The sequence below is a fragment of the Kribbella sp. NPDC049584 genome (assembly GCF_040675555.1).
Classification (GTDB): domain Bacteria; phylum Actinomycetota; class Actinomycetes; order Propionibacteriales; family Kribbellaceae; genus Kribbella.
Genome location: NZ_JBFAPF010000002.1, coordinates 1,014,751 through 1,032,245, shown reverse-complemented (window position 1 = coordinate 1,032,245; position 17,495 = coordinate 1,014,751). Strand labels below are relative to the sequence as shown.

18 protein-coding genes are annotated in these 17,495 nt (G+C 68.2%); 7 read left to right on the top strand and 11 right to left on the bottom strand.

Going from position 1 to position 17,495, the window contains the following annotated elements:
• Positions 1 to 44 precede the first annotated feature (44 nt).
• Positions 45 to 1,571, bottom strand: a complete 1,527-nt coding sequence (locus AB0J62_RS11645) for an alkaline phosphatase D family protein (RefSeq protein WP_363867671.1) — start codon at positions 1,569 to 1,571, stop codon at positions 45 to 47.
• 200 nt (positions 1,572 to 1,771) lie between these two features.
• Here AB0J62_RS11645 and AB0J62_RS11640 point away from each other — a divergent pair, with 200 nt between their 5' ends.
• Both AB0J62_RS11640 and AB0J62_RS11635 read left to right on the top strand, forming a co-directional pair.
• The gene (locus tag AB0J62_RS11640; RefSeq protein ID WP_363867668.1) at positions 1,772 to 2,851 is read left to right on the top strand and encodes an acyl-CoA desaturase; all 1,080 of its coding nucleotides are present in this window, start codon (positions 1,772 to 1,774) and stop codon (positions 2,849 to 2,851) included.
• Between the two features lie 75 nt (positions 2,852 to 2,926).
• Entirely contained in the window at positions 2,927 to 3,991 is a 1,065-nt protein-coding gene (locus AB0J62_RS11635) for an acyl-CoA desaturase (protein ID WP_363867665.1), read from the top strand.
• Here AB0J62_RS11635 and AB0J62_RS11630 read toward each other — a convergent pair.
• From AB0J62_RS11630 to dapA, 3 genes are read right to left on the bottom strand one after another with little or no spacing between them, the layout of a single operon-like run.
• Positions 3,968 to 4,996 carry a LacI family DNA-binding transcriptional regulator gene (locus tag AB0J62_RS11630; RefSeq protein ID WP_137254606.1) on the bottom strand — a complete coding sequence of 343 codons (1,029 nt, stop codon included), beginning with the start codon at positions 4,994 to 4,996 and terminating at the stop codon, positions 3,968 to 3,970. The two genes, AB0J62_RS11635 and AB0J62_RS11630, sit on opposite strands and share 24 nt — an antisense overlap.
• A gap of 51 nt (positions 4,997 to 5,047) precedes the next feature.
• Positions 5,048 to 6,742, bottom strand: a complete 1,695-nt coding sequence (locus AB0J62_RS11625; protein ID WP_363867661.1) for a ribonuclease J — start codon at positions 6,740 to 6,742, stop codon at positions 5,048 to 5,050.
• Positions 6,739 to 7,653 (bottom strand): 4-hydroxy-tetrahydrodipicolinate synthase, encoded by a 915-nt coding sequence (gene dapA / locus AB0J62_RS11620; protein ID WP_363867658.1) that lies wholly within the window; start codon positions 7,651 to 7,653, stop codon positions 6,739 to 6,741. Before dapA ends, AB0J62_RS11625 begins: the two co-directional genes overlap by 4 nt.
• A 299-nt stretch (positions 7,654 to 7,952) precedes the next feature.
• On the opposite strand from dapA, the gene AB0J62_RS11615 reads away from it, so the two are divergent.
• A complete protein-coding gene (locus tag AB0J62_RS11615; RefSeq protein ID WP_363867655.1) occupies positions 7,953 to 8,363 on the top strand; it encodes a hypothetical protein in 411 nt (136 codons plus the stop codon).
• A 10-nt stretch (positions 8,364 to 8,373) separates the two neighbouring features.
• On the opposite strand, the gene AB0J62_RS11610 is transcribed toward AB0J62_RS11615, so the two are convergent.
• Together AB0J62_RS11610 and AB0J62_RS11605 are read right to left on the bottom strand one after the other, a co-directional pair.
• Positions 8,374 to 9,183, bottom strand: coding sequence for a metal-dependent hydrolase (locus tag AB0J62_RS11610; RefSeq protein ID WP_363867652.1), 810 nt, complete (start codon positions 9,181 to 9,183; stop codon positions 8,374 to 8,376).
• 472 nt (positions 9,184 to 9,655) lie between these two features.
• Complete coding sequence (locus AB0J62_RS11605) at positions 9,656 to 9,856, bottom strand: hypothetical protein (RefSeq protein ID WP_363867649.1); 201 nt, start codon at positions 9,854 to 9,856, stop codon at positions 9,656 to 9,658.
• Between the two features lie 90 nt (positions 9,857 to 9,946).
• On the opposite strand from AB0J62_RS11605, the gene AB0J62_RS11600 reads away from it, so the two are divergent.
• Complete coding sequence (locus AB0J62_RS11600) at positions 9,947 to 10,360, top strand: hypothetical protein (protein WP_363867646.1); 414 nt, start codon at positions 9,947 to 9,949, stop codon at positions 10,358 to 10,360.
• Positions 10,361 to 10,468: 108 nt separating this feature from the next.
• A complete protein-coding gene (argG, locus tag AB0J62_RS11595; RefSeq protein ID WP_363867643.1) occupies positions 10,469 to 11,902 on the top strand; it encodes an argininosuccinate synthase in 1,434 nt (477 codons plus the stop codon).
• Between the two features lie 51 nt (positions 11,903 to 11,953).
• Here argG and paaE read toward each other — a convergent pair whose 3' ends face one another.
• Genes paaE through paaA form a run of 5 tightly spaced genes read right to left on the bottom strand, consistent with a single transcriptional unit; the run spans position 11,954 to position 15,443 of the window.
• On the bottom strand, positions 11,954 to 13,042 hold the full coding sequence (gene paaE / locus AB0J62_RS11590) for a 1,2-phenylacetyl-CoA epoxidase subunit PaaE (protein ID WP_363867640.1): 1,089 nt from the start codon (positions 13,040 to 13,042) through the stop codon (positions 11,954 to 11,956).
• A 25-nt stretch (positions 13,043 to 13,067) separates the two neighbouring features.
• On the bottom strand, positions 13,068 to 13,535 hold the full coding sequence (gene paaD, locus AB0J62_RS11585; protein ID WP_363867637.1) for a 1,2-phenylacetyl-CoA epoxidase subunit PaaD: 468 nt from the start codon (positions 13,533 to 13,535) through the stop codon (positions 13,068 to 13,070).
• Positions 13,529 to 14,263 (bottom strand): 1,2-phenylacetyl-CoA epoxidase subunit PaaC, encoded by a 735-nt coding sequence (paaC, locus tag AB0J62_RS11580; protein WP_363867634.1) that lies wholly within the window; start codon positions 14,261 to 14,263, stop codon positions 13,529 to 13,531. The genes paaD and paaC overlap by 7 nt, the downstream gene beginning before the upstream one ends.
• Positions 14,260 to 14,538 carry a 1,2-phenylacetyl-CoA epoxidase subunit PaaB gene (paaB, locus tag AB0J62_RS11575; protein ID WP_131351625.1) on the bottom strand — a complete coding sequence of 93 codons (279 nt, stop codon included), beginning with the start codon at positions 14,536 to 14,538 and terminating at the stop codon, positions 14,260 to 14,262. Before paaB ends, paaC begins: the two co-directional genes overlap by 4 nt.
• Positions 14,535 to 15,443, bottom strand: coding sequence for a 1,2-phenylacetyl-CoA epoxidase subunit PaaA (paaA, locus tag AB0J62_RS11570; protein WP_134098423.1), 909 nt, complete (start codon positions 15,441 to 15,443; stop codon positions 14,535 to 14,537). Before paaA ends, paaB begins: the two co-directional genes overlap by 4 nt.
• Positions 15,444 to 15,605: 162 nt before the next feature.
• Between paaA and AB0J62_RS11565 the strand changes: the two genes are divergently transcribed.
• Positions 15,606 to 16,793, top strand: a complete 1,188-nt coding sequence (locus AB0J62_RS11565; protein ID WP_363867629.1) for a DUF418 domain-containing protein — start codon at positions 15,606 to 15,608, stop codon at positions 16,791 to 16,793.
• A gap of 18 nt (positions 16,794 to 16,811) precedes the next feature.
• Positions 16,812 to 17,423 carry a GNAT family N-acetyltransferase gene (locus AB0J62_RS11560; RefSeq protein ID WP_363867626.1) on the top strand — a complete coding sequence of 204 codons (612 nt, stop codon included), beginning with the start codon at positions 16,812 to 16,814 and terminating at the stop codon, positions 17,421 to 17,423.
• Positions 17,424 to 17,495 lie beyond the last annotated feature (72 nt).

The following is a 17,495-nucleotide window of genomic DNA, read 5'->3' as shown; positions in this document are numbered from 1 at the left end:
ATCCCGCACAGGCACCGGAGCCGGGTGAGTCCGACGGGCCCATCTCAGTGGCGGGCCGGGGTGAGGTCCTTCTTCCACAACACCTCGCCGAACAGGTTGCGGAGCGAGACCGAGAAGACGCCGGTCCGCGGGTCGATGCTGGTGTGCCCGAAGAACTGGTTTCCACTGGCCGGTGACTGGCTCGCGAAGTCGGCTGCCTTGACGAAGACCGCCTCCGGGCCGAAGGTCGGGTCGAGCGCGTTCGGTCCGAAAGTGCCCGCGTTGATCGGACCGGCGACGATCTCCCAGAACGGGTCGAAGTCGGTGAACGCCGCGCGGGACGGGTCGTAGTGGTGCGCGGCGGCGTAGTGCACGTCGGCGGTCAGCCAGACCGCGTTCCGCACCTTGTGCTTCTTGAACTGGCTCAGCACCCACGCGATCTCGTGCTCGCGGCCGCCGGGAGCACCCGGCAGGCCGTTCGCGACCGCCTCGATCAGGTCACCGTCCGGCACCAGCAGCCCGAGCGGCATGTCGCTCGCGATCACCTTCCAGGTCGCCCGCGACGCCGCAACCTCGCGCACCAGCCAGGCGGCCTGCTCGGCGCCGAGCATCGCGACCGGACCGACGGTCGAGGGCACCGGATTCGCGCCGCGGTACGTACGCATGTCCAGGCAGAACACGTCGAGCAGCGGACCGTAGCTCACCTTGCGGTAGATCCGGTCACGCCCGGACACGTGCTCCATCGGCAGGTACTCGAGGAACGCCTTCTTCGCCCGCGCCGCGAGCACGTCGACGCGCTTCTCGGTGTACCGGTCGTCGGTGAGGATCTCGCCCGGGTACCAGTTGTTCAGCGTCTCGTGGTCGTCCCACTGCGCGACCAGCGGTACGTCGGCGTACAGGGCGCGCACGTTCTGGTCCATCAGGTTGTACTTGTACCGGCCGCGGTACTCGGCCAGCGTCTCGGCAACCTTCGAGACCTCCTCGGTCACGAGGTTCTTCCAAATGGTGCCGTCGGCAACTTTCAGCTCGGCCGCGATCGGCCCGTCGGCGTAGATGTTGTCGCCGGAGTGCAGGAAGAAGTCCGGCCGCGTCTCGTGCATCGCTTTGTACGCGATCATCCCGCCGAGCTCCGGGTTGATGCCGTAGCCCTGACCCGCGGTGTCGCCGGTGAACACGAACGAGACCGGCCGGTTGCGGCCCGGGGTGGTGAACGAGCCGTCGAGCGTCTGGCCGATCCGGCCGTTCGCGTCCTCGAAGCCCAAGCGGTAGTCGTACCGCTGACCCGGCCGCAGACCGCGCAGCGGCAGCCGCGCGGTGAAGTCGTCGTCGGCCGAGGTCTTCGGGCCGCGCAGGTGGATCGCCCGGTCGAAACGGCCGTGGCTCGTCAGTTGTACGACGAGCCGGCCGGGCCGGTCGGTCTTCGACCAGACGACGGCCGAGGACGGCGTCACGTCGGCACTCGCGATGCCTGACGGCAGTGTGGGCCGGTCGCGGCGGACCAGGTTCGGGGCCGCGGAGGCTATCCCGGGTACGGCGAGGGAGGCTCCGGCGACCGTGGATGCGGCCAGCAGCTGGCGGCGACTCAGATTCATGACCCGAAGGTGCGCCCCGCTGATGACGGTCAGGTGAAAGCCGGGCGAACTGGGTATCAAATCGCCCGGGGAGCCTGTCGCCAACTTGTGTGCGACTACTCGACGTGGTTCCGTTGAGTGCCACAGCACCTTTCTCGTGACGCTGCCCCGGACCTGGTAGCGCATCGACCGATGCACTACTTGGAACCGGAGTGTTTCTCATGTCACAGCTGCTTGCCGAAGACCACGACCCGTTGCGGGCTCAACACAGACATACGAACCTGTACACCGACCTGCTCCGCACCGTCCGCGAGCTGGGGCTGCTGCGACGACGTCGGGGGTACTACTTCATCCGGATCGGCCTCGTCGTGGCCGCGTTCATCGGGGTCTGGGTCGGCTTCGGTCTGCTCGGCAACTCATGGCTCCAGCTGCTGATGGCGGGTGCGCTGGCGCTCGTGCTCACCCAGGTCGCGTTCCTCAGCCACGACAGCGCGCACCGGCAGATCTTCGACTCCGCGAAGTGGAACGACTGGACCGCGCGACTGCTGGCCGGCGGACTCGTCGGCATGAGCGCGAGTTGGTGGCGGTCGAAGCACAGCCGGCACCACCAGGCGCCGAACCAGCTGAAGAAGGACCCGGACATCGACATCGGCGTCATCGCGTTCACCCCGGAGCACGTCGGCCGGCGCACCGGCTTCCAGGCCTGGCTGACCCGTCGCCAAGGCTGGCTGTTCTTCCCGCTGCTCACGCTCGAAGGCCTCAGCCTGTACGTCGCGAGCGTGCAGCACCTGCTCCGCCGTTCGGCGACCAAGGTCGAGCGGATCGAGGCGGCGATCGTGGTCAGCCGCCTGGCCGGGTACCTGACCGTGCTGTTCCTCCTGCTGCCGATCGGCAAGGCGGGAGCGTTCCTCGGGTTGCAGCTCGCGATCTTCGGGATCTGCCTGGGCGGTTCTTTCGCGCCGAACCACAAGGGGATGCCGCTCGTCCCGGCCACCATGAAGCTCGACTTCCTGCGCCGCCAGGTGCTGATGTCGCGCAACATCCGCGGCGGAGTGTTCACCGACTTCGCAATGGGAAGCCTCAACTACCAGATCGAGCATCACCTGTTCCCGAACATGCCGAGCCCGACCCTGCGGCGCGTCCAGCCGATCGTGCGCGAGTACTGCGAGCTGCACGGGGTGAAGTACACCGAGGTGAGCCTGCCGTCGTCGTACCGGATCGTCGTCGACTACCTCAACAACGTCGGGCTCCGGGCCCGCGACCCGTTCGAATGCCCGCTTGTTGCGACCTACCGGGGGTAGCACTTTGCCAAGCAGACCTCGCCGGGCCATCTGGCCGCTCGCCCGGCGTTACGCCCCGACGTCACCCTGGCCATCGTGACCGAGCAACAGCAGTACGTGAGCATGTACACGGATCTCCTCCGGACCGTGCGTGAACTGGGTCTGTTCCGCCGCCGGCAGGGCTACTACTTCACCCGGATCGGCATCGTCGGCGGCGCCCTGCTCGGGGTGGTAGCGGGCATGATCCTGCTCGGCAACACCTGGCACCAGCTCTGGCTCGCGGGCACGTTGGCGCTCGTGCTGGTGCAGGTCGCCTTCCTCAGCCACGACAGTGCGCATCGGCAGATCTTCCACTCGAACGCGCGCAACGACTGGACCGCGCGCATCCTGGCCGGCTGCATCCTCGGTATGAGCGCGAGCTGGTGGCGCAGCAAGCACAACAAGCATCACGCCGCGCCGAACCAGACCGACCGTGATCCCGACGTGCAGCTCAAGGTGCTCGCCTTCACGCCCGAGGCGGTCGTCGAGCGCGGACCGATCGGCCGGTGGCTCGCCGCTCGGCAAGGCTGGTTCTTCTTCCCCCTCCTCACCCTCGAAGGCGTCGGCCTGCACGCATCCAGCCTGCGTCACCTGCTGCGCAAGGACGCCGGCCGGGCGGACCGCATCGACGCGATCGTGGTCGCCGCACGCATCACGGCGTACGTCGCTGCGCTCTACGTCCTGCTACCCCCCGGAAAGGCCACCGCGTTCCTCGGGTTGCAGCTCGCGGTGTTCGGGGTCTGCCTCGGCGCCGCGTTCGCCCCGAACCACAAGGGCATGCCGATCGTCCCGGCCGGGTCGAAGCTCGACTTCCTCCGCCGGCAGGTGCTGATGTCGCGCAACATCCGCGGCGGCATCCTCACCGACTTCGCGATGGGCGGGCTCAACTACCAGATCGAGCACCACCTGTTCCCGAGCATGCCGCGACCGACGCTCCGGCGGGTCCAGCCGATCGTCCGCGAGTACTGCGAACTCCAAGGGATCGCGTACTCCGAGGTCGGCCTGTTCACGTCGTACCGGATCGTCGTCGCCTACCTGAACAACGTCGGCCTGCGAGCACGCGACCCGTTCGACTGCCCGCTCGCGGCCGAACTCCGGTCAACGCGGGGGAATCTCGCCTGAGCCCCGGATCGTCAGCTTCACCGGGACCCGGACCGTGCGTCCGGGGCGGTGGGGCTCCGGGAGGCGCTCGGTCATCAGCTGGATCGCGGTCCGCGCCATCACGTCGGCCGACTGCGCGACCGCGGTCAGACCCGGGCTGAGCAGATCCCCCAGCGCCAGGTCGTCGAACGACACCAGCGCGACCTGATCGCGGCGGCCGGCCAAGCCACGCAGTACCTCGGCCGTCGTCATGTTGTTTGCCGACAGCAACGCTGTCGCCGGCTCGGCCCGATCCAGTACTGCGGACAGCGTGATGCCGATGCCCTCGGTCGTCGGCTCGGACAGGTGGACCAGGTCCTCGTCCACCTCGATGCGGTGCCGAGCCATTGCGGCCCGGTAGGCGACGACGCGCTCCCGCGCGGTGAAGATCCGCTCGTCGTCACCGAGGTACGCGATCCGGCGATGCCCCTGCCGGACCAGGTGATCGATCGCCTGGTCGATCCCGCCGGCGTTGTCCGCGAGCACGGCGTCCGCCTCGATGCCATGGGCCGGGCGGTCGATCGTGACGACCGCCATCCCGGCGTCGACATGCGGCGCGAGGTACTCCTGCGTCTCGCCGATCGGCGCCATGATCAGCGCGTCCGGCCGGCGGGCGACGAACTCGAGGCAGACGTCCTTCTCCCGCTCCGGGTCCTCGTCGGTCAGCCCGATCATCACGACCGAGCCGGACGACCGCGCCCACAGCTCGACCGCGCGGCCGAGCGAGGCGAAGAACGGGTCGCCGATGTCGCGGATGACGACGGCGATCGTCCCGGTCTTGCCGCGGCGCAGCATCCGGGCCGACTCGTTCGGCGTGTAGTTCAGGTCCTTGATCGCGGCCTGGACCTTCGCGGTCAGCTCAGGGCTGACGTTCGGCTCTTCGTTCACCACCCGGGAGACGGTCTTCAGTGCGACCCCCGCCCGGGCGGCGACCTCCTTCATCGTGGGCCGGCGCTGACCCGTCCCGTTCACCCCGCTGACACTCATCGCCGGCCCACCCTTTCGATAGCTCGCGCCGAACGCTACACCGAGTAGTCCCTAGCTCTCGACCACAACCGGAATGATCATCGGGCGGCGGCGGTGGGTATCGCTGACCCACTTGCCGACCACCCGGCGGATCACCTGCTGCAACTGGTACATGTCGTCGACACCGCCGCCGATCGCCTTCTCGATCTCGGCCTCGATCTTCGGCTTGAGGTCGTCGAAGACAGTGTCGTCCTCGGCGAACCCGCGCGCCTGGATCTCCGGCCCGGCGGTCAGCTTGCCGGTGACCGAGTCCATCACCGCGATGACCGAGATGAAGCCCTCGTCACCGAGGATCCGGCGGTCCTTGAGCGAGGTCTCGGTGATGTCGCCGACGGTCGAGCCGTCGACGAACACGTACCCGCAGTCGACCTTGCCCGCCACCACGGCCTTGCGGTCGATCAGGTCGACCACCACGCCGTCCTCGACGACGACCACGTTCTCCCGCGGTACGCCGGTCTGAACCGCCAGGTCGGCGTTCGCGTGCAGGTGCCGGACCTCGCCGTGCACGGGCATCACGTTGCGCGGCTTGACGATGTTGTAGCAGTACAGGAGCTCGCCGGCGCTGGCGTGACCGGACACGTGCACGAGCGCGTTGCCCTTGTGGATCACGTTCGCACCGTGCCGGATCAGGCCGTTGATCACCCGGTACACCGAGTTCTCGTTGCCCGGGATCAGCGACGACGCGAGCACGACGGTGTCGCCGGGCTGCAGGTGTACGACGTTGTGGTCGTTCGCGGCGATCCGGGACAGCGCCGACATCGGCTCGCCCTGCGAACCGGTCGACACCAGCACGACCCGCTCCGGCGGGTAGTCGTCGAGCTCGCGCATGTCGATCAGCGTGTCGCCGGGGACGTTCAGGAAACCGAGATCACGGGCGACGCCCATGTTGCGGACCATCGAGCGTCCGACGTACGCGACCTTGCGGTTGTGCTTCACGGCCGCGTCCATCACCTGCTGCACGCGGTGCACGTGCGAGGCGAAGCAGGCGACGATGATCCGCTGGTTCTTCGCGTTGGTGAAGACCCGGTCCAGCACCGGCGCGATGTCGCGCTCGTGGGTGGTGAAGCCGGGCACCTCGGAGTTCGTGGAGTCGACCATGAACAGGTCGACACCCTCCTCGCCGAGCCGCGCGAACGCGCGCAGGTCGGTGATCCGGTTGTCCAGCGGCAACTGGTCCATCTTGAAGTCGCCGGTGTGCAGTACGACGCCGGCCGGGGTCTTGATCGCGACCGCGAGCGCGTCCGGGATGGAGTGGTTGACCGCGACGAACTCACAGATGAACGGGCCGATCTGCAGGGTCTCCCCCTCGGCCACGATCTGCTGCGGCACGTTGCGGTGCCGGTGCTCCTTCAGCTTGCCCTCGAGCAGCGCGAGCGTGAGCTGCGATCCCACCACCGGGATGTCGCCCCGCTCACGCAGCAGGTAGGGCAACCCGCCGATGTGGTCCTCGTGGCCGTGCGTCAGAACGACCGCGACGACATCATTGAGCCGGTCCCGGATCGGCTCGAAGTCCGGCAGGATCAGGTCCACGCCGGGCTGGTTCTCGTCCGGGAAGAGTACGCCGCAGTCGACGATCAGCAGCTTGCCGTCGTACTCGAACACGGTCATGTTCCGGCCGACCTCGCCGAGGCCGCCGAGCGGGATGACCCGCAAAGCGCCCGGAGTCAGAGGTCCGGGCGCGTCGAGATCTGGATGGGGATGGCTCATGCAATCAGTCCTGCCGTCTTGAGGTCGGTGGTGAGCCAGTCCACTTGCTCGGCGGTCGCCTCAACCAGCGGCAACCGCAGGGTCGCATGCTCGATGACGCCGGCCAGCTTGAGCGCGGCCTTCACCATGATGGCGCCCTGGGTCTTGGTCATGATCGTCTCGACGGCGGGCACCAGCCGTCGATCAATCTCCTGTGCGGTGGCAAGGTCGCCGGCCACCACGGCGTCGATCAGCCGGCGGTACTCGCGGCTGGCGACGTGGGCCACCACGCTCGCGATACCGACCTCGCCGATCGCCAGCGAAGCGAGGTTCAGCTCGTCGGCACCGCAGTAGTAGAACAGATCAGTGTTCGCGAGCACCTTGGTGGTCCCGGCGATGTCGCCCTTGGCGTCCTTCACCGCGACGATCCGCGGGTGCTCGGCGAGCGCTATCAGCGTCTCGGTCTTGATCTCCACACCGGCCCGGGCAGGGATGTCGTACAGCATGTTCGGCAGGCCGGTGGCGTCGGCGACCGCGGTGAAGTGCGCGCGCAGCCCGTCTTGCGGAGGCTTGTTGTAGTACGGCGTGACGACGAGCAGACCGTCGGCCCCGGCCGCCTCGGCCTGCTTGGCGCACTCGATCGTGTGCGCGGTGTCGTTGGTGCCGACCCCTGCGACGATCTTCGCGCGGCCCTCGAGAGCCTCGCGGACGGCCTCGATCAGCTGGACCTTCTCCTGGTCGGAGGTGGTCGGCGCCTCGCCGGTGGTCCCGTTCAGCACCAGGGCGTCGTTCCCGCCGTCCACCAGGTGCTTGGCGACCTTCTGGGCAGCGTCGAGATCGAGGGACCCGTCGGGACGGAACGGCGTGATCATCGCGGTCGTCAGACGGCCGAACGGCAACGTCGACGAGGGCGTGGATTCTGGCGAGGACATGGCCCTCAGATTACCGCTCCCAAGCCCTGGAGAAATGGGTAGGCCTGGTGGCTGTCCGCTCGGGGGTCCGGGCAGCCACCAGGCTCACTCGTCCTATCGGGCCCGGCCCAGGAGTCGTTACAGCTTCTTCCAAAAAAGTCCGGAAAAAGTTCTGGAAATACTCTGAGTGATCAAGTGACTGCATTCGGTCCAGAAACTGTGACTTCCGATGCATTAGTCTCACCGGCGTGTCGACACCTGCTGCCGCTCCCGCCGCCCGCCAAAGCCTCGTTATGGTCTGCGCCACAATGGCTTCCGCGATGCCGTTGATCACCCTTGTGCTGTGGTTCGTTCTCGCCACCGACGGTATCGGCGACTTCCCCGCGAGCTGGGCTCCGCTCGTGGTGCTTGCCGTAGCCGTCGGCGCCTATTCGATCTGCGAACTGGCCGGCTTCCGCACTCCCCCGCTCGAGTACTCCGCCCGGTCGGCGGCCGAGATCGAGGCGGATTCGTGGCGGCGGTTCACAACCTCCACCTTCACGCGCTTCGCAGTGTGCGAGGCGGTGTTCCTGGTGTCGGTCGCGCTGGCGTTCGTCGTGGAGAGTTTCTGGGTCGTGCTGATCGGGCTCGTGCTCGCGTTGCCGCTGTTCTTGTTGGAGGCGTGGCCGGGGTGCGCAACCAGCGCAGATTCGCGGCTGCGCTCGAGTCCCGCGGCGTCCCGTCGTACCTGAGCGGTCGGCTTCAGGACTGACCGGCGATCCAGATCTGGGTTGCGTCGAAGAGGTGCTTGACCGCTTGGAAGGCTCCGGGGAGAAGGAGTACGCCGGCGACCAGCAGGATCGGGGCGACTATCAGCCGCTCGACCCAACTGTCGGTGCTGAAGCGGAGGGGGCGCGGGAGGCGGAGTTCGTACCAGGTCTCGCCGCGGATCGGGAGCGGCCAGAGCCATGGGCAGCCGGAGCGGGTCAGGCTGTCCCCCAGGCAGTGGACGAACATGCCGACTGCCACGGCGACGCCGATCCAGCTGCCGATCTGTGCCAGACCAGCTTGCACTGCGTCGGCCGCCGCCGTACCGGGCAATGGTGTGAGCGGATCGGCTGTGCCGAAGACAGACCAGCCTGCTGCGGCGAGGACCGCGAGGATGATCCAGTCCCCCACCGCGTCGGCCGCCAGCACCAGGGCTGTCACCGCGACGGCCAGCACGGCCCACTTGCCGCGGTCGCCGAGGTTGGCGGCGAGGAAGCCTAATAGGACGGCCGCGGCGAGCGTGTGGGTCGCGTGGCGGTGCTTGCCGGTGCCCTGTTCGTCGCGGGGGCCTTTGGTCAGGTTGTAGAGCACGCCGGAGAACGCCCGTACTGCTCGTGAGACCAGCTCGGTCACGGGACCGAGCAACCGCGACGCACTAGCGCCCGGGTGGTCGAGGTCCGGCAGCAAGGCGTAGCCCGCGGTGGCCGCCGCGAATGGCACTACCTCAGCAACCGACGTCAACCCGACCAACGGCGCCACCGCCAGCCCCGCACACCACCCCGACAACGCATGCGACCGCCCCATCATCCGAAACCCCACTCCCCTCAGCCACCCCCCATCCTCCCCCACCCACCCCACCAGCCCCACCAGCCACGCGGCCCCCACTCCGTGAACCTCCTCCGGTCCTCCGCCGCCAGACCCGCGGACTGGCGCCGCACGCGGGGGTCCGCGCCGCACGCCGGGGATCCACGCCGTACGTCGGGATCCGCGCCGAAGGCCGGAGGTTCACGCCGTACGCCGGAGGTTCTCGCGGTACGCCGGGATCCACGCCGCACGCTGGGGTTCGCGCCGTACGCCGGACGTTCACGGGTACGCCGGAGGTCCACCCCGTAGGCCGGGATCCACGCCGCACGCCGGGATCCACGCCGTACGCCGGAGGTTCTCGCGGTACGCCGGGATCCACGCCGCACGCTGGGGTTCGCGCCGTACGCCGGACGTTCACGGGTACGCCGGAGGTCCACCCCGTAGGCCGGGATCCACGCCGTACGCCGGAGGTTCACGCCGTACGCCGGAGGTTCTCGCCGTACGCCGGGGTCCGCGCCGCACGCCGGGGGTTCACGGGTACGCCGGAGGTCCACGCCGTACGCCGGAGATACGGCGCACGCGCGACGGCAAGGCGGAGGTTCGTGTTGTACGGCGGAGGTTGGTCGGACGCGCAGAGGCTCGCGTCGTACCGCGGACTCTCGACAGACGACACGCGGAGCTACAGCGGACACTGGCGCGCCGTGCCTCCGCTCGCTGTCCGCTCTACGTCCGCACCTGCCCCGCCTAACCTCCGCCGTACGACGTGCCTTCCGCGCGTCCGGCGTACCTGCGCACCTACGCTCATGTCCGCCGTACGACCCCGCCGTACCGCCGCGCGATCTCCGCCGTACGTCGGCACCTGACCGCCGGACCTCCGGCGTACGACCGCACCTGGTACGCCGCGCTCCTCCCTGCGCCCTACGTCCGCACGTGTCCCGCTGTCCCTCACCTGTGCCGTACGACGGACGTCCGCCGCATCTCCCGCCGTACGACGCACCTTCCGTCGTACGACCGTCGCACCTCCGCCGCACGACCCGCGCCGCACGACACTCCGCCGTACAACCGAGTCCCCTGTGTATCTCCGCAGTACCTCCGCACCTGCCCTACCGTCCACCTGCCGCTCGACCTGCGCCGTACGACGCGCCTTTCGCTGTGCGGCGGACCTCCGCCGGCGTAGGACCGCTCGCCGGCCCATCTGTCGGCTGCACGACCGCGGTTCGTGACCGGGTGGCCACGCACTAGGCAGCGCTTTGCATAATCATGCAGGAGGGTGCATACTTTTCCTGTGTCCAAGGTGCTTACTTCTTTGCCGGTTGGTGAGCGGGTCGGGATTGCCTTTTCCGGGGGTCTCGACACGTCGGTTGCGGTTGCGTGGATGCGGGACAAGGGTGCGATCCCGTGCACGTACACCGCCGATCTCGGGCAGGCCGACGAGCCTGACATCGAGTCGGTGCCGGGTCGCGCGACGGCGTACGGCGCCGAGATCACCCGGCTGGTGGACTGCCGTTCGGCGATGGTCGAGGAAGGGCTCGCGGCGCTGGCGTGCGGGGCGTTCCACATCCGGTCGGCCGGGCGGACGTACTTCAACACCACCCCGATCGGCCGGGCCGTGACCGGCACGCTGCTGGTCCGGGCGATGCTCGACGACGACGTGCAGATCTGGGGCGACGGGTCGACGTTCAAGGGCAACGACATCGAGCGCTTCTACCGGTACGGCCTGCTCGCGAACCCGCAGCTGCGGATCTACAAGCCGTGGCTGGACGCGCAGTTCGTGCACGAGCTCGGCGGGCGGAAAGAGATGTCCGAGTGGCTGGTCACCCACGGCCTGCCGTACCGGGACAGCACCGAGAAGGCGTACTCGACCGACGCGAACATCTGGGGCGCGACGCACGAGGCGAAGACGCTCGAGCACCTCGACACCGGGCTCGAGACCGTCGACCCGATCATGGGCGTGAAGCACTGGGACCCGTCGGTCGTGATCGAGGCCGAGGACGTGACGATCGGTTTCCAGCAGGGCCGGCCGGTGACGATCAACGGCAAGGAGTTCGGCTCCGCGGTCGACCTGGTCCTGGAGGCGAACGCGATCGGCGGCCGGCACGGCCTGGGCATGTCCGACCAGATCGAGAACCGCGTCATCGAGGCGAAGAGCCGGGGCATCTACGAGGCGCCGGGGATGGCGCTGCTGCACGCGGCGTACGAGCGGCTGGTGAACGCGATCCACAACGAGGACACGATCGCGAACTACCACAACGAGGGCCGGCGGCTCGGACGGCTGATGTACGAAGGTCGTTGGCTTGACCCACAATCGCTGATGCTGCGGGAGTCCCTGCAGCGGTGGGTCGGTACGGCGGTCACCGGCGAGGTCACGTTGCGGCTGCGGCGGGGCGAGGACTACTCGATCCTCGACACGACCGGCCCGGCGCTCAGCTACCACCCGGACAAACTGTCGATGGAGCGGATCGAGGACTCGGCGTTCGGCCCGGTCGACCGGATCGGTCAGCTGACCATGCGGAACCTGGACATCGCCGACTCCCGCTCGAAGCTGGAGCAGTACGCCGGCCTCGGGATGTTCGGCAGCTCCAACCCGGCGCTCGCATCCTCCACCGACCTCATCGGCGAGCTCCCGACGGGCGGCGCCGAAGCCATCGCCTCGCGCGGCGAAGCGACGGAAGAGGACGAGCTGCTCGACCGCGCTGCTATGGAATCCGGCACCGACTGACACACCCCCAAAGAACAGCCGGCCTCCTTCAGGTGGGAGGCCGGCTGTTTCTTATGCGTCGTAGTCGAGGGTGACTGTTGGGGTTGTGGGGTGTGACTGGCAGGTGAGGACGTAGCCGTTGCGGATCTCGTCCGGCTCCAGGGCCCAGTTGGTGTCCATGGTCACGGAGCCCTCCAGAACCTTGGCCCGGCAGGTGCCGCAGACGCCGCCCTTGCAGGCGAAGGGAGCGTCGGAGCGTACGGCGAGGGTCGCGTCGAGCACGGCCTTCGAGTGCTCGCCCAGTGGGAACGTCGAGCGGCGGCCGTCGAGGATGATCGTGACCTGCGCGGCGTCCTCGTCCGTGGTCGTTTCCTCGACCGGTGCCTTCGGGGCTTCGTCGCCGACGTGGAACAGCTCGGCGTGGACGTGTTCGCGCGGCACCCCCTTGCCCAGCAGGAGTTCCTGGGCGCCGACGACCATCGCGTACGGCCCGCACAGGAACCACTCGTCGACCGAGTCCAGCGGCAGGATCGTCGCGAACATCCGCTGCAGGCGATCAGCGTCGATCCGTCCGCTGAACAGCTCGACGTCGGTCGTCTCGCGGGACAGCACGTGGACGAGGTGGAGGCGTTCGGCGTACCGGTCCTTCAGGTCGGCAAGCTCGTCGGCGAACATCACCGAGCCTGCGCTGCGGTTGCCGTAAAGCAGGGTGACGCGACTGGTCGGCTCGACGGCGAGGATCGTTGCGACGAGCGACAGCACCGGCGTGATGCCACTGCCCGCGGCGACGAACGCATAGTGCTTGGTCTGCGAGGGATCGAGGGCCGTGCCGAAGCGGCCGAGGGGGGTCATCACCTCGAGTTCGTCGCCGACCTTCAGTTCCTGGGCGGCGTACGCCGAGAACTCGCCGCCGGGGATCCGCTTGACGCCGATCCGCAGTACGCCGGAATCAGCCGGCGAGCAGATCGAGTAGCTCCGGCGGATCTCCTCGCCGCGGCGGCGGATCGTCAGGTGCTGGCCCGCGGTGAACTCGTACTCCCCCGCCAGCTCGGGCGGTACGGCGAACGTGATCGCGACCGAGTCGTCGGTGATCGCGTCGATCGCGGCGACCTTCAGCGAGTGGAAGGTGGCGCGGCGGCGGGGGGCGACGGTCGTCGTCATCAGATCGCCTTGCTGTGTTGGGTGTTCAAAGGGATTTGAAGTGGTCGAAGGGTTCGCGGCAGGTGTTGCAGCGCCAGAGTGCTTTGCAGGAGGTGGAGCCGAAGTGGCTGAGCTCTGTCGTGTCCGGGGAACCACACAACGGGCAGCGAACGCTCAACCGCAGCATCACCGGCCCAGCTGCAGAAGGTGGGGCTATGCCGTAGTCGACGAGTTTCGCCTTGCCTGACTCGCTCATCCAGTCGGTGGTCCAGGCCGGTGAGAGGACGGTTTCCACTCGACCGTCGACGTTCAACGACCGCAGCGTCAGCTCTACCTCGTGCCGGATCAGGTCCATGGCGGGGCAGCCGGAGTACGTCGGGGTGATGGTGACGACGACCTCGTCGCCTTCGTGGCGGACACCGCGAAGTACGCCGAGGTCGGCGATCGTCAGGACCGGGACCTCGGGGTCCGGGACCTCGCCGACTGCCTCGAGGATGGCTGCGTCGGTCACCATGTCGCACCAGGGTGGGATCGCGCGACGTGCTGGAGCTCGGCCAGCAGGTAGCCCATGTGCTCGGTGTGACGTCCGAGCCGGCCGCCGGTGTGCTGGTACGAGGACGAGGGCCGCTCGCAGGTGGACTCGTCGATGACGCCCAGCACTCGCTGGAGCCAAGCATCGTGGAGCGTTGAGGGGTCCACCGCGACCGGAAGGCGCTGCACCAACGCATCAGACTCGAACAGCTCGGCCGTGTAGGGCCACAGTGCGTCCAGACCGGCCTGCATGCGGCGGTGGCTCTCCTCGGTCCCGTCACCCAGCCGGAGCACCCACTGCGTTGCGTGGTCGACGTGGTACGCGACCTCCTTGACGGCCTTCCCCGCCACACCGGCCAAGGTCTCGTCAGCGCTCGACCGCAGCTCGTCGTACAGCAAGTGCTGGTACGTCGCGAAGTACAGCAACCGCGCCATCGCGAACCCGAAGTCCCCGTTCGGCAGCTCGCACAGCTGCGCGTTCAGGAACTCACGCTCGTCGCGGAAGTAGGCCAGGTCGTCCTCGGTCCGCCCGTCGAGAGACCCGGCGTACTGCAACAGCGAGCGCGCCTGCCCCAGCTGGTCGAGTCCAATGTTGCCGAGGGCAACGTCTTCCTCGAGCTGCGGAGCGGCCGCGATCCACTCGGCGGTGCGCTGCGCCGAGATCAGCGCATCGTCACCGAGCCGGAGTGTGTAGACGAACAGGTCGCTCACAGGTGCTCGACACCTTCCGGGACCTGGTAGAAGGTCGGGTGCCGGTACACCTTGTCGCCGGCCGGGTCGAAGAACTCGTCCTTCTCGTCCGGCGACGACGCGGTGATGTCTGCGGCGCGCACCACCCAGATCGACACACCCTCCTGCCGGCGCGTGTAGACGTCCCGCGCGTTCCGCAACGCCATCGTCGCGTCCGGCGCGTGCAAGCTGCCGACATGCGTGTGCGACAACCCACGACGCGATCGGACGAAGACCTCCCACAGTGGCTCGATCATGCGGCCCGAGCCTCCTTCTTCGCGGCATAAGCGGCCGCGGCTTCGCGCACCCAGGCGCCGTCCTCGTGCGCCTTCACGCGATGCGCCAGCCGCTGCTGGTTGCACGGGCCGTTGCCCTTCACCACGTCGTACAGCTCGGTGTAGTCGGGCTCGGTGAACCGGTAGTGCCCGTCCTCGTACACCAGCCCGTCATCAGGAACGCGGAGCCCGAGTACGTCGGCCTGCGGAACGGTCATGTCCACGAAACGCTGCCGCAGCTCGTCGTTGCTGTGTCGCTTGATCCCCCACGCCATCGACTGCTCGGAGTGCGTCGACGCGGTGTCCGGCGGACCGAACATCATCAGCGACGGCCACCACCAGCGGTCGAGCGCGTCCTGGGCCATCGCCTTCTGCTCGGGAGTCCCGTTGCACAGCGTGTAGAGGATCTCGAATCCCTGCCGCTGGTGGAACGACTCCTCCTTGCACACCCGCACCATCGCCCGCGCGTACGGACCGTACGAGCAGCGGCAGAGCGGGACCTGGTTCACGATCGCGGCGCCGTCGACCAGCCAGCCGATCGCGCCGATGTCGGCCCAGGTCAGCGTCGGGTAGTTGAAGATGCTGGAGTACTTCTGCCGGCCGCTGTGCAGCAGGTCGAGCAGATCCGCCCGGTCCACGCCGAGCGTCTCGGCGGCGGCGTACAGATACAGACCGTGGCCGGCCTCGTCCTGCACCTTGGCCATCAGGATCGCCTTGCGGCGCAGCGACGGCGCGCGACTGATCCAGTTGCCCTCGGGCTGCATGCCGATGATCTCGGAGTGCGCGTGCTGCGCGATCTGCCGGATCAGGGTCTTGCGGTACCCGTCCGGCATCGCGTCCCGCGGCTCGATCCGGCCGTCGGCGTCGATGGTCGCCTGGAAGTCCATACCCGCAGCATATGTGACACTTTTCGTCCGAATCAACAACAAGTGTCACAAAGATGGTGGTAGCCCCACCGCGGGAGTGGATTCAGGACGCTGGGTACGGCGGCCGGCGGCCGGGAGGATCGAAGTAACAGTTCAAGACCTAAACAGTTTTGGAGATCCTTCGTGGCTACCACAACGCTCGCACCGGCCGTCGATCATCGCGGACCGGTCACCGGCAAGGAACGTGCCCTCGCCCCCGACCTGATCCGCGGCGCGATGCTGCTGCTGATCGGCCTGGCCAACAGTGCGAACTTCGCCTTCGCCGGCCAGCCCGGCGTGGAGAGCACGCCGCACGGCTTCGAGCGCATGCTGAACTTCCTCAAGCTCACCTTCGTCGACGCCCGCGCGTACCCGGTCTTCGCGGTGATGTTCGGCTACGGCCTGGTCCAGCTCGCCCGTCGGCAGCGGACGTCCGGCGCGACCCCAGGCGCAGTACGGCGGATCCTGCTCAAGCGCAACGGCTGGCTGGTCGCCTTCGGCCTGCTGCACGCGACCCTGCTGTACTTCGGTGACTTCCTCGGCGCGTACGGCGTCGTCGGGATCATCTGCACGCTGTTCCTGCTGAATCGCGGCGACAAGTTCCACCGGATCGTCCTTGGCATCTGGGCGTTCGTGGCGGTCGAGGTCGTCGTCTTCGCGGCCCGGGGCGTGCTTGCCGTCGTCAACAGTTCTGGTCCAGCGCACCCGCTGACCAACGAGCCGAACCCCTCGCTGGCCGCGACGTCGTACCTCGCGAGCATGATCGACCGGCTGCACGAGTATCCGATGCACTTCGCCAGTGTCCTGGGCTTCATCGTCATCGTCTGGCTGGGTATCTGGGCCGCCCGCAAGCAGATCCTCGAGAACCCGTCCGCCCACAAGCCCTTGCTGGTCTCGGTTGCCTCGGTCGGTCTCGGCCTCACCGTCCTCGGCGGACTGCCGTTGGCATTCGTCGGCGCCGGCTGGCTGCACGTCGACGAGTCCGCCGTCGGCGCACTCAGCTACCTGTCTCACGTCAGCGGGGTGTTCGGCGGACCCGGGTACGTCGCCCTCTTCGGGCTGATCGTGGCCCGGATCAACAAGCTTTCCCTGCCGGTCCGCGCGATCTCCGCACTCGGTCAGCGGTCGCTGTCGGGCTACCTGTTCCAGTCGGTCTCGTGGATGGTTCTGCTCGCACCCTTCACGCTGGACCTCCGGTTCGGGAGTACGGCGTACACCGCGGCGCTCGTCGCGATCGGGGTCTGGATCATCTCCGTCGTCGGCGCCTACGCGATGAGCAGGCGTTCCTACCGCGGGCCGGCCGAGACCCTGCTGCGGCGGGTCGTGTACTGACTTGCGAGGATGAGGGACATGAGTGACTTCGGCGTACCGGAACCCGCCAACCTCTCCGATCTCTCCGGACAGGCCGGTGAGAACCCGGTGGCCGAGTCGAGCGTGCGGCTCGCGTTGCCGGCGGAGGCGAACGAGATCGGCGAGATCCAGGTCGCGGCCTGGCGGTCGGCGTACGCCGGACTCCTGCCGGCCGACGTACTGGCCGACCTCAACCCGGCGCAGTTCGCGGCCCAGTGGCGGGCCGCGCTACTCGCGCCGGGCGAGGCCCGGAACCGGGTGATGGTCGCGCTGGCCGGCCGTACGCTGGTCGGCTTCGCGGCCATCACGCCGTCGGACGACCCGGACGCCGACCCGCAGCGGGACGCCGTGATCGCCGAACTCGCAGTACAGCCGGACGCGACCCGGGCGGGTCACGGCTCCCGGTTGCTGAACGCCGTCGTCGACACGATCCGCGCCGACGGATTCAGCCGGCTGACCGTCTGGGTCAACTCCACCGATGACGTCCTCAGGGCCTTCTACACCGAGGCCGGCTGGGCTCCGGACGGCGCCCACCGCGAGCTGGACCTGTACGGCGACGAGTCGGTCCGCATCAAGCAGATCCGGCTGCACACCGATCCAGGAGACGCGTAGCAGTCGCTCGATCGGCGACGAGCCGGGGGTGGTGCTCGACCGGGTGGCGTGGACATGACAGGTTGTCACGGT